Consider the following 11858-nt stretch of genomic DNA (forward strand, 5'->3'; position numbering starts at 1 on the left):
CGGGCCAACACCACCATCTCCCTCCAGGGCGCGCCGAACCGGCGCAACACCGAGCTGGCCCTGCTGGCCTTCGCCGTCGTGCTGCCGATCCTCGCGTACGCCAACGTGGGCCTCGCGATGGACTCCGCGCTGCCGAGCGGCATGGTCGGCTACGGACTCGGCATGGGCGCGCTGGCGCTGGTCGCGCACCTGCTGGTGCGCCGCTTCGCGCCGTACGCGGACCCGCTGATGCTGCCGATCGCCACCCTGCTGAACGGTCTCGGCGTGGTGATGATCTGGCGGCTCGACAAGGCCGGCAAGCTGCTGAGCGCCAACTTCCCGGCGGCCCGGAACCAGCTGATGTGGTCGGCCCTCGGGATCGGGCTGTTCATCGGCGTGATGGTGTTCCTGAAGGACCACCGGGTGCTCCAGCGCTACACCTACATCTCGATGGTGGCGGCGCTGGTCCTGCTCGCCGCGCCGGCCTTCTTCCCGGCCCGGGCGGAGGACTTCGGCGCCAAGATCTGGATCCGGATGGGCGGCTTCTCCATCCAGCCCGGCGAGTTCGCCAAGATCATCCTGACGGTGTTCTTCGCCGGCTACCTGATGGTCAAACGCGACGCCCTCGCCCTGGCCAGCCGCCGCTTCATGGGCCTGTACCTGCCGCGCGGGCGCGACCTCGGCCCGATCGTCGTGATCTGGCTGCTCAGCCTGCTGATCCTGGTCTTCGAGAACGACCTCGGCACGTCCTTCCTGTTCTTCGGCCTGTTCGTGGTGATGCTCTACGTCGCCACCGAGCGGACCAGCTGGATCCTGTTCGGCCTGCTGATGTCGATCGGCGGCGCGGTCGCGGTCGCCATGACCACCAGCCACGTCAAGGTCCGCATCGACGCCTGGCTCGACCCGATGGCCGCCTTCGGAGCACACCCGCCGAAGGGCGCCACCGAGCAGATCGGCCAGTCGCTGATGGCGCTCGGCTCCGGCGGGGTGACGGGCTCGGGCCTCGGCCAGGGCCGCTCCTGGCTGATCAACTTCGCCGCGAAGAGCGACTTCATCCTGGGCTCGTTCGGCGAGGAGCTCGGGCTGACCGGCCTGATGGCGATCTTCCTGCTGTACGCCCTGCTGGTGCAGCGCGGCCTGCGCACCGCCCTCGCCGCCCGCGACCCGTTCGGCAAGCTGTTCGCCGTCGGGCTCTCGTCGGCGATGGCGCTGCAGGTCTTCGTCGTGGCCGGCGGCGTCACCGGGCTGATCCCGCTCACCGGTATGACCATGCCGTTCCTCGCCCAGGGCGGGTCGTCCGTGGTTGCCAACTGGGCGCTGGTCGCGATCCTGCTGAAGATCAGCGACAGCGCCCGCCGACCCGGGGTCGAAGCGACCCCGGCCACCGAGGGCCAGGGAGGACCCGTCCGATGAACAAGCCGATCCGCCGGGTCTCGATCTTCTGCCTCGTCCTGATCCTGGCCCTGATGGTGCGCACCAACTGGGTGCAGGGCGTCCAGGCCGACGCCTGGGCCACCAACAAGAACAACAAGCGCCAGCAGTACGACCGGTACGCCCACCCGCGCGGCAACATCATCGTCGGCGGCCAGCCGGTCACGAAGTCCGACTTCGTCAACGGCCTGCGCTACAAGTACAAGCGCTCCTGGGTCGACGGCCCGATGTACGCCCCGGTCACCGGCTACTCCTCCCAGGTCTTCGGCTCCAGCCAGCTGGAGAACCTGGAGGACGGCATCCTCTCCGGCACCGACGACCGGCTGTTCTTCCGCAACACCCTGGACATGCTGACCGGCGAGCAGCAGCGCGGCGGCGACGTCGTCACCACGATCAACGCCAAGGCGCAGAAGGCCGCCTGGGACGGCCTCGGGGACAAGAAGGGCGCCGCCGTCGCGATCGACCCGAAGACCGGCGCGATCCTGGCGCTGGTCTCCACCCCGTCCTACGACCCGGGCACCATCGCCGGCAGCGAGAGCGGCGACTCCAAGGCCTGGACGGACCTCAACGCCGACCCCAACAAGCCGATGCTCAACCGGGCTCTGAAGGAGACCTATCCGCCCGGCTCCACGTTCAAGCTGGTCACCGCGACCGCCGCGTTCGAGAACGGCCTGTACCAGAACATCGACGACCAGACCGCGACGCCGGACCCGTACACCCTGCCGGGCACCCAGACGGTGCTCAACAACGAGTCGCCGCTCGAGAAGTGCGGGAACGCCACGGTCAAGTCGGGGATGGACCAGTCCTGCAACACGGTCTACGCCAAGATGGGCGCGGACCTCGGCAAGGACAAGATGCGGGCGCAGGCCGAGAAGTTCGGCTTCAACAGCACCATCGACACCCCGGTCCGTTCCGAGAAGAGCATCTTCCCGAGCAGCGCGAGCCTGGACGGCACCGCGCAGGACTCGATCGGCCAGCACGACACCCGCGCCACCCCGCTGCAGATGGCCATGGTGTCCGCCGCGATCGCCAACAACGGCAGCCTGATGCAGCCGTACCTGGTCGACCAGGAGCGCTCGGCCTCGCTGACCACCATCTCCAAGCACACCGAGAAGCAGTTCTCCCAGCCGATGAGCCCGGCCACCGCGCAGAAGATGCAGGACCTGATGGTCTCGGTGGTGGAGAACGGCACCGGCAAGAGCGCCAAGATCCCCGGCCTCCAGGTCGGCGGCAAGACCGGTACCGCGCAGCACGGCGAGGACAACGCCGGGCTGCCGTTCGCCTGGTTCACCTCCTGGGCCAAGACCACCGACGGCCAGTCCGTGGCGGTCGCGGTCGTGGTCGAGGACGGCTCCAACAACCGCGACGGCATCAGCGGCGGCCGGCTGGCCGCCCCGATCGCCAAGGCGGTGATGCAGGCCGTCCTCGGCAAGTGAGGAGGAGGCCCGGCCGTGAGTGGAAAGTCACGATCGACACCCCCGTCCGGATACCGGTCTGATATCGGCCGACGGCCGACTCCGGTCCGATGCGGTGCGAGCGGTAGCGTATCCGCCAGCAGCGGGTGTGCCCGTTGCCGCCCGCGAGACGGCGCACGGCCCGGCCGGAGAACCGGTCGAGACCCGCTCGGCGTCACCCTGAGCGTGCGGGGACACCTACGTCACAACCTCGCCGGCAGGCGAGGGAGAGGGTCGGAACTATGGAAGAGCCTCGTCGCCTAGGCGGCAGGTACGAGCTCGGCGGCGTCCTCGGACGCGGCGGCATGGCCGAGGTCTACCTCGCCCATGACACCCGGCTCGGCCGTTCCGTCGCAGTGAAGACGCTCCGGGCCGACATGGCCCGGGATCCGTCGTTCCAGGCCCGCTTCCGCCGCGAGGCGCAGTCCGCGGCGTCCCTGAACCACCCCGCGATCGTCGCCGTGTACGACACCGGCGAGGACTACATCGACAACATCTCCATCCCGTACATCGTGATGGAGTACGTCGAGGGGTCCACCCTGCGCGAGCTGCTGCACTCCGGCCGACGGCTGCTGCCCGAGCGCGCGCTGGAGATGACCATCGGCATCCTGCAGGCGCTGGAGTACTCGCACCGCGCCGGCATCGTGCACCGTGACATCAAGCCGGCCAACGTGATGCTGACCCGGCAGGGCAACGTCAAGGTCATGGACTTCGGCATCGCCCGTGCGATGGGCGACGCCGGGATGACCATGACCCAGACCTCGGCCGTCATCGGCACCGCCCAGTACCTCTCCCCCGAGCAGGCCAAGGGCGAGCAGGTCGACGCCCGCTCCGACCTCTACTCCACCGGCTGCCTGCTGTACGAACTGCTGACCGTGCGCCCGCCGTTCGTCGGCGACTCCCCGGTCGCGGTGGCCTACCAGCACGTCCGGGAGGAGGCGCAGCCGCCGTCCGTCTTCGACCCCGAGGTCCGCCCCGAGATCGACGCGATCGTGCTGAAGGCGCTCGCCAAGGAGCGCGACTACCGCTACCAGAGCGCCGACGAGATGCGCGACGACATCGAGCGCTTCCTCGACGGCCTGCCGGTGGCCGCCGCCCAGCAGGCCGCGGCGTACGGCATGGGCGCCGGGTACGGCTACGACCAGAACGGCTACCCGCAGCAGCACGACCCGTACGGCCAGACCAACGTGCTGCCGCAGCAGCCCGGCGGCGGCCCGACCACCGTCCTGCCGCAGGCCGGCGGCCAGCCCGGCTACGGCCCGCAGGGCGGCTACCAGGACGACGGCTACGGCCAGGCCTACGCCGACGGCCCGGCGGGCGGCGGCCACGACGACGGCTACGGCCGGGACGGCGGCCGGCGCGGCGAGCAGCCGCCGAAGAAGAGCAACACCTCCTGGATCGTGCTGGCGGTCGCCGCCGTGCTGGTCCTGGTCGGCACCTTCTTCGTGGCCCAGGCCATGTTCAACGGCAACGGCGGCGGCACCACGGAGACCCCGAAGGTCTCCGTGCCGAACCTGGTCGGCAAGAGCCTGGCGGACGCCAAGACGGCCGCGGCCGCGGCCGGTCCCAAGCTCGTGGTGGCCGAGGGCGACAAGCTCGCCTGCCCGGACGCCAACATCAAGAAGGACCAGGTCTGCACCCAGAACCCGGCCGTCGGCGGCCAGGTCGCGGAGAACAGCACCATCACCGTGCAGCTGTCCTCCGGCCCGGCCAAGGCCCCCCTGCCGAACGTGGTCGGCAAGACCAAGGACCAGGCGACCAAGGCGCTCGGCGACGCCGGCTTCACCAACGTCACCACCGAGTACAAGGACGACGACACCGCTCCGCAGGAGAACGTCACCGCCCAGGACCCGGCGGCGGGCACCGCCGGCGACCCGACCGCCCCGGTCAAGCTGACCGTCTCGCAGGGCAAGTCGAAGGTGACCGTGCCGAACGTGGCCGGCGCGCAGAAGGAGGTGGCGCAGGCCCAGCTGGAGGGCCTGGGCTTCCAGGTCGACACCTCGAAGACGGTGCAGACCACCGACCAGAGCAAGGCGAACACCGTCGCCGCGCAGTCGGTCCAGGCCAACACCAAGGTCCCGGCCAACACGAAGATCACGCTGACGATCTTCAAGATGCAGGACAAGCCCCAGGTCCCGCCGCTGCAGAACGTCAAGCTGTCGGACGCCATCTCGCAGCTGGGCAAGGTCGGGCTGCTCTACACGGTGGTGTCCGGTCCGTCGGACCCGAACGCCATCGTCGTGAGCACCAACCCGCCCGCCGGCACCCAGCTGGATCCGAACACCCAGGTGATGCTCATCACGAAGCCGGCCGATCCGCCCAAAGGGGGTGACCCCCTCTCCCCCTCACCCTCCAACACCAAAGGGGGGAGCAACAACTAAGCCCTGGTTCCCCTGGATCTGAGGCTTGGTGGGAGTTGTCCGGCCGTACGCCCGAGGGCCCGTCGCAGCGGTTGCGACGGGCCCTCGGGCGTTCTCGGTTCCGGCCTACGGCAGCCGGCCGCAGCAGCGGCAGCCGGGCTCAGGGCTGGCGCAGTTCCGGCGGCGGGGTGCGCTTGGCGTCCACGTCGTCCACCCGCACCAGGCTCCCCCAGACCGCCATCCGGTAGCGCGAGGTGTACACCGGCGTGCAGGTGGTCAGCGTGATGTACCGGCCGGGTCCGGTGTAGCCGGAGCCGACCGGGACGGGCGCGACGATGCCGGTGTCGTACTTGGACGTCTCCGGCAGGGTGCTGTCGACCCGGTAGACGTACCACTTGTCCTTGGTCTCGACGACGACCGCGGCGCCCCGGTGCACCGCGTCCAGGTCGTGGAACTTGGCTCCGTGGCCGTCCCGGTGGGCGGCCAGCGCGAAGTTCCCGGCCTGGTCCCAGGGCATCGCGGCGCGGTAGGGCTGCTCGTACACCCCCGCCACGCCCTCGGCCAGGGTGTCGCCGTCGGTGCCCATCCGGATCAGCACCTGGTAGTCCCGGCCCATCGCCGGGACGTGCAGGAAGCCGACCGCGTCCCCGGCCGCGAACGGCGCGGCGGGGGCGGGCGTCCCGCCGGGGGGCGCCGAGGGGGTGCCGGTCGGGCTCGCGGCCCAGGTGTCGCGCAGCCGGTCGGAGGCCGCGGCCGCCGAGCGGTCCGCCTCGACGTTGGTCCACCACAGCGAGTAGGCCACGAACAGGCCGAGCACCAGTCCCAGGGTGATCAGCAGCTCGCCGAAGACGCCGAGTGCGGCCAGCGCGCGGCTGCGGCCGCGCCGGGCGGGCGCGGGGCCGGTCTCGGGCGGCGGGAAGGCCTCCTCCCGCGGCTCGGCCGACTGCGCGGTCTCGTCCGTCATCTCCGGTGCTCCCCCTTCGTGCCGGGTGCCCGGGCGGTCACCCGCCCGTGATCGCGGCCGGCTTGCCTTGGCTGCGCGGCCGTTCCTCGGTCATCTTGCCAAAGACGATGAGGCGGAACTTGGAGGTGAACTCCGGGGTGCAGGTGGTCAGCGTGATGTACCGGCCGGCGCCCGCGTAACCGGCGCCGTTGGGGACGGGCTTGATCACGCTCACGTTGTTGGGGGAGGTCTCCGGGATGCTGCTGGTGACCTCGTAGGTGTAGTACGAGGTGGCGGTCTCCACCACGATCTTGTCGCCCTTGCCGAGCTGGTTGATGTACCGGAACGGCTCGCCGTGGGTGTTGCGGTGCGCGGCCAGCGCGAAGTTGCCCGCCTTGTCGGCCGGCATCCCGGTGCCGGTGTAGTGGCCGACCAGGCCCTTGTCGAGCACCGCCGGCTTGGAGGTGCCCTCGGCGATCGGGAACTTCAGCCCCAGCTTGGGCAGGTAGATGATGGCGAAGCCCTTGCCGGGCTCGAACGACTCCGGCTTGGCCGGGTCCGGAGCCGGCTGCCCGGGCTTCGGCGGCGCCAGGGCCGCGTCGAACTGCTGCTCCAGCCGGTTGCGGGCGCCGTCGGCGGCCGCGTCGGCCTGCACGTTGGTCCACCAGAGCTGGTACGAGACGAAGAGCAGCATCACCACGCCGAGCGTGATGCACAGCTCCCCGACGAGCCGCGCGGCCACCACGACCGCGGACTCCTTGGGCCGCGCCTTCGCCCCGGCGCCCCGGCCGCTCGCCCGGCGCCGACCGACGCCCGCGCGCACGGAGGTCCGGCCCTGGGCGGCCCTGCGGCGCTCGGCCCGGCCGCCGGTGGGCGGGGCCGGTTCCGCGGCCGGCCCGCCGATGTCGAGGGGCAGGCGCAGCTGGAGCGTCTGGTCGGGCAGCCACGGGTACTCGGGTCCGGACACGGCGGGCTGCTCGGCCTGCTCGTACACGCCCCAGGCGTCCTCGGCGGCGCCCTGTCCGGGCTGCGCCGGGTACGGCTGCGGGTGCGCCGCCGCGCCGCCGTGGTGCTGCCCGTCGCCGTACGGACCGCCACCGTACGGGCCGTCGCCGTGCTGCGCGCCGCCGTACGGCTGTCCGTCTCCCGGGCCCGCCGCCGGCTGGTAACGCCCCTCCGGACGCAGCGCGGTCACGCCGCTCAGCCCCGGCCGATCACCGGGGCGAGCCCGGCCGACCGGTCCACGGCCTGCGGGTAGCCGCACTCCGCCAGCCAGTTGGCGAGCATCCGGTGGCCGCCCTCGGTGAGCACCGACTCGGGGTGGAACTGCACGCCCTCGACGGGCAGTTCGCGGTGCCGCAGACCCATGATCACGCCGCTGTCGGTGCGCGCGGTGACCACCAGCTCGTCCGGCACGGTGGCCGGCTCGACCGCCAGCGAGTGGTACCGGGTGGCGGTCAGCGGCGAGGGCAGTCCCTCGAACACCCCGCCGTCCTCGTGCTCGACCGGCGAGGTCTTGCCGTGCAGCAGTTCCGGTGCCCGGTCGACCACCGCGCCGTACGCGACCGCGATCGACTGCAGGCCCAGGCAGACGCCGAACACCGGCAGCCCGATCCCCGCGCAGTGGTGCACCATCCCGATGCAGACCCCGGCCTCCTCCGGCGCCCCGGGCCCGGGGGAGAGCAGCACCCCGTCGAAGCCCTGGTCGTCCTCGCCGCCGGACCGACGGACGGCGTGTTCGACGGTCACCTCGTCGTTGCGCACCACCTCGCAGGTGGCACCGAGCTGGTACAGGTACTGGACCAGGTTGAAGACGAAGCTGTCGTAGTTGTCCACGACCAGGATGCGGGGCGCGGTCGGCTGGGTGGTCATTCTCGCGTGGTCTCCGTGGGATGCGGGGCGGGGTCGGCAGGGTGGAGGAGCAGGGCCGCCGGTTCAGCCGGCCGCGGCACCTTCGCCGCCGTCCACTGTGACGTCACCGAAGGGGAGCAACGGTTCCGCCCACGGGAAGACGTAGGTGAAGAGGAGATAGACGATCCCCGCGACGAGGAGCAGCGAGACGACGGCGCGGACCAGGGTGTTTCCCGGGAGGTGACGCCAGATCCAGCCGTACATGGTGCTCCCTCGACGTAGCGGACTGGGGTCAAGAGTAGACCCGGGATCAACGACCGCGAGGCCGGTCCGCTACTGCTGCCCGCCCGCCGACCGCAGCTCGGTGGTCCCGGAGTATCCGGGGAGGGTCAGGTCACCGCTCTCCTGGACCTTCCAGCCGAGCCCGTACGCCTGGACGTACTGGAGGTAGTTGCGGATCGTCGGGTCGCCGTCCACGGCGGCCTTCAGCGCATCGGTGCGGCCGACCGCCCGGACCACGTACGGCGGCGAGTAGACCCGGCCCTGCAACAGCAGGGTGTTGCCGACGCAGCGGACGGCGCTGGTGGAGATCAGCCGCTGGTCCATCACCTGCACCCCTTCGGCTCCACCCCGCCACAGCGCGTTGACCACGGCCTGGATGTCCTGCTGGTGGATGACCAGGTCGTTGACGCCCGGCTCGGGGACGCCCGGGATGCGGGCGGTGGCGTTCGGCGGGGCGTCGTTGAGGGTGACGGTCAGGCCGCCGCCCTGCAGCGGCTCCAGGGCCGCGCCGAGCCGCAGGTCCTCCAGCCGGGCGGCGTCGGCGGGGTTGCCGCCCTGCTGCCCGGTGAGCTCCTGCGCGCGGGCCTGGAGGTCGGCCAGCTGGGCCTGGGCCTGCTGGTTCTGCGAGCTGCGCTGGCGTATCACGTCGCCGAGGCTCAGCAGCGAGTTGTCGGTCCGCAGGTCGGTGCCGCGGGCGGTCTGCGCGCTGATGTAGAAGAGCAGTCCGGCGAGCGCGAAGACCGCACAGGTCAGGGCACGCCCGACAATTCGGGTGCCGGAGCGGCGGGTAGTGGTCGGCCGAGGGGGAATCGACAAATTAGGCACCGTACCCTTATCTCCTTAAGACCCACCGAGCCACTACGCTAACGGACGCCGGTGGCGCGTGCGGGAACGGTCCCGTGCGTTCCGCACCGCCCGTCGCCGGCAGACCGACCCCCGCTGCACCTCTGCGCGGTCTCACAGCGCATCGACAGGAGAGCTCCTCGTGCCGAAGTCTCGACTCCGCAAGAAGTCCGACTACACCCCGCCGACCACGGCCACGGTGAAGATCAGTTCGGGCCGCAGTTGGGTCGCACCGTTGATGCTGGCACTGTTCCTGATCGGCCTGGTCTGGATCGTCACCTATTACGTGACCAGCGGCAGCTACCCGGTCGAGGGCTGGCGGAACTGGAACATCCTGGTCGGTTTCGGGTTCATCGCCGCGGGGTTCGGCGTCTCCACCCAGTGGAAGTAGCTTCCCGCTCCTCCTGAGGCTCCGGTCGAGCCACCTCCGCCGCTTCGGGCCACTGGTGCCGGGCGGCGGTCAGGCATGCCCGGACACGGGCGGGAAGCCGGTCGGTTATCCCCATCATCAGATGGTCGCGCTTATCCACATGGTTATCCACACTGGGGAAAAGTCTCCCCAGCCTGTGGATAACTTTTCGACCGCGGGCTTTCCACGGCTGTGCACAACTTCCCGAGAATGGGAAAACCGCACAGCAGGACACGCGTAGAACAGCAGTCCACACCCCGGGCGGCACACAGCCTGTGCACAACCCCGCACCCGCTGTGGACAAACACCCGCGGCGTCACGCGCCGTAGCGGGCCATCCCGATCATCAGCATCGCCGCCACCACGGCCAGCGACCCCGCCAACGCCAGCCCCTGGACCAGGCCGCGGCGCTCGCGCGGGGCGTACATCAGACCGGCCGCCGTCAGCGCGCCCACCACCAGGCCGCCGATGTGCGCCCGCCAGTCGATGTCCGTCCGCGAGAAGGTGACGACCAGGTTGAAGACCAGGAACGCCATCACCGGGGCGAGCGGGCCCCGGTTCCGCAGCTGCATCACCACCGTGGCGCCGATCAGCCCGAAGATCGCGCCCGAGGCCCCCACCGACCGCAGCGAGTTGCCGTCGATCAGGAAGGCCAGGGCGCTGCCCCCCAGGCCGGAGAGCAGGTAGAGGGCCAGGAACCGCAGCCGGCCGAGCGCCGCCTCCAGCGTGGGGCCAAGCCAGTACAGGACCAGCATGTTCATCCCGATGTGCCACCACTGCAGGTGCAGGAACACCGAGGTCAGCAGCCGGTACCACTGGGCGGGGCCGTCGGCGACGCCGTCCGGACCGCCCAGGACGGCCCGCCCGACGCTGTACAGCTCCCAGACCTGGCCCAGCCGCGGCGTGAGCACGTAGGCGGCCAGCACGAAGACCACCACGTTGATGCCGATCAGCACCCTGGTGACCAGCCCGCCGTCCTGGGCGATCGCCCCGCCGAACCGGGTGGTCGCCCGCCGCGTCCCGGCGTGCCCGCCGCCGACGCACTCCGGGCACTGGAAGCCCACCGAGGCGGCCACCATGCACTGCGGGCAGATCGCCCGCTCGCAGCGGGTGCAGGAGACGCCGGTGGCCGTCTGCGGGTGCCGGTAGCAGCCGGTCAGCATCAGGTTCTTCCCCTCCCGTACGGGACCGCCGAAATCGCCAGCCTACTGCGGCGGATCCGACATCGGGCCTTCTCCCCGGCCGCTCCCACAGTCCGCGTACGGCCCACTCCGACATGCCGGTGGACAAATCAGCATGCATGATCAGCATTCAGGTGGATATGTGCATAAAGGACGCCACCCAGGAGGAGAGACTCGTGACCTTTTCGGACTCGGCTCGTGAGACGGCCACCAAGACCCGGGACACCGCCGCGCACCTCGCGGACGGCGCCAAGCAGCGCCTGGGCCCGGCCCTGGACACCCTCGGGCCGAAAGCCGCCCAGGCCGCCCAGAGCCTCCGCGTCCAGTACGACCGGCACATCGCCCCGCAGTTCGGTCACGCCTTCGCCAGCCTGCCCCCCGAAACCCAGCAGCACGTCCTGAAGGCCTTCCACCGCGCCCAGGAGGCCGCCCTGGCGGCCCGGCTCTCCGCCGCCCGCGCAGCCGACCAGGCCCGCTCCACGGTCGGTCCCAGGGTCGTCCAGGCCGTCGAGGAGGCCCGCGCCGCCGTCACCCCGGTCGCCCAGGAGGCCCAGACCCGGGGCGCCGCCGCGCTGACCGCGCTGCACGGCAACGTCACCTCGGCCGAGATCAGCCACCTGGCCGCCCGCAACGCCCGGAGGAAGCGGTGCAACGGCCTGGCCACCGGCCTCGCCGTGGCCGGTGCGCTGGCGATCGGCGGCGGGATCGTGGCCTGGCAGTGGTGGCGCCGGCACAGCAACCCGGAGTGGCTGGTCGAACCCCCGACCGACCGGGCCGACCAACCCGCCGGTGCGCACGCCGCCGGCGCGACGGCCCCCGGGCCGGTCGACGCCGCCACCCCGGCGGACACGGCCACCGAGCCCGCTCCGCCACCCGGCCGGCCCGACGCCGACGGCGACCACCCCAAGCCGCACGACCCGCACGACCCGCGCGGACCGCACTGACCCGTCGCCCGGCCCTCTGGGCGTGTCCGACACCCCCAGAGGGCGCGGAAACGGCGATCCGCTGCCTCCACGGGGTTCTGTCCGCGGTCGATCTGCGTCCCGACTTCAACGAGTTTTTTGACATCGGAGAATCGAACTCCCTCCCCTTTCCTTTTCAAGACAGTACTCCCCCAAATGAGTTA

General features: G+C 71.1%; 11 protein-coding genes. 5 read left to right on the plus strand and 6 right to left on the minus strand.

Annotated features, from left to right (window positions below):
- Positions 1-15 precede the first annotated feature (15 nt).
- The 3 genes from ACFVX9_RS12200 to pknB all read left to right on the plus strand — a co-directional run bounded on the left by ACFVX9_RS12200 (position 16) and on the right by pknB (position 5245).
- The gene (locus tag ACFVX9_RS12200; RefSeq protein ID WP_063351252.1) at positions 16-1392 is read left to right on the plus strand and encodes an FtsW/RodA/SpoVE family cell cycle protein; all 1377 of its coding nucleotides are present in this window, start codon (positions 16-18) and stop codon (positions 1390-1392) included.
- Positions 1389-2846, plus strand: a complete 1458-nt coding sequence (locus ACFVX9_RS12205) for a penicillin-binding protein 2 (RefSeq protein ID WP_063348446.1) — start codon at positions 1389-1391, stop codon at positions 2844-2846. Before ACFVX9_RS12200 ends, ACFVX9_RS12205 begins: the two co-directional genes overlap by 4 nt.
- 260 nt (positions 2847-3106) lie before the next feature.
- On the plus strand, positions 3107-5245 hold the full coding sequence (gene pknB / locus ACFVX9_RS12210; RefSeq protein ID WP_380428129.1) for a Stk1 family PASTA domain-containing Ser/Thr kinase: 2139 nt from the start codon (positions 3107-3109) through the stop codon (positions 5243-5245).
- 139 nt (positions 5246-5384) lie between these two features.
- Here the strand turns inward: pknB and ACFVX9_RS12215 are convergent, their stop codons facing one another.
- The 5 genes from ACFVX9_RS12215 to ACFVX9_RS12235 form a co-directional block, all read right to left on the minus strand.
- On the minus strand, positions 5385-6188 hold the full coding sequence (locus ACFVX9_RS12215) for a class E sortase (protein ID WP_380482929.1): 804 nt from the start codon (positions 6186-6188) through the stop codon (positions 5385-5387).
- A 37-nt stretch (positions 6189-6225) separates the two neighbouring features.
- Positions 6226-7362, minus strand: a complete 1137-nt coding sequence (locus ACFVX9_RS12220) for a class E sortase (RefSeq protein WP_387981498.1) — start codon at positions 7360-7362, stop codon at positions 6226-6228.
- A gap of 5 nt (positions 7363-7367) precedes the next feature.
- Positions 7368-8039, minus strand: coding sequence for an aminodeoxychorismate/anthranilate synthase component II (locus tag ACFVX9_RS12225; protein WP_063348449.1), 672 nt, complete (start codon positions 8037-8039; stop codon positions 7368-7370).
- 63 nt (positions 8040-8102) lie between these two features.
- Complete coding sequence (locus ACFVX9_RS12230) at positions 8103-8282, minus strand: hypothetical protein (protein WP_387981500.1); 180 nt, start codon at positions 8280-8282, stop codon at positions 8103-8105.
- Positions 8283-8351: 69 nt separating this feature from the next.
- Positions 8352-9110 carry a DUF881 domain-containing protein gene (locus tag ACFVX9_RS12235; RefSeq protein ID WP_380371416.1) on the minus strand — a complete coding sequence of 253 codons (759 nt, stop codon included), beginning with the start codon at positions 9108-9110 and terminating at the stop codon, positions 8352-8354.
- 175 nt (positions 9111-9285) lie between these two features.
- On the opposite strand from ACFVX9_RS12235, the gene crgA reads away from it, so the two are divergent.
- On the plus strand, positions 9286-9534 hold the full coding sequence (gene crgA, locus ACFVX9_RS12240) for a cell division protein CrgA (RefSeq protein WP_063348451.1): 249 nt from the start codon (positions 9286-9288) through the stop codon (positions 9532-9534).
- Between the two features lie 334 nt (positions 9535-9868).
- On the opposite strand, the gene ACFVX9_RS12245 is transcribed toward crgA, so the two are convergent.
- A complete protein-coding gene (locus tag ACFVX9_RS12245) occupies positions 9869-10714 on the minus strand; it encodes a rhomboid family intramembrane serine protease (RefSeq protein WP_063348452.1) in 846 nt (281 codons plus the stop codon).
- A gap of 194 nt (positions 10715-10908) precedes the next feature.
- On the opposite strand from ACFVX9_RS12245, the gene ACFVX9_RS12250 reads away from it, so the two are divergent.
- Positions 10909-11676: a DUF5324 family protein gene (locus ACFVX9_RS12250; protein ID WP_387981502.1), complete on the plus strand. Its 768-nt coding sequence runs from the start codon at positions 10909-10911 to the stop codon at positions 11674-11676.
- Positions 11677-11858: the final 182 nt, after the last annotated feature.

Source organism: Kitasatospora sp. NPDC058243, assembly GCF_042882025.1.
Classification (GTDB): domain Bacteria; phylum Actinomycetota; class Actinomycetes; order Streptomycetales; family Streptomycetaceae; genus Kitasatospora.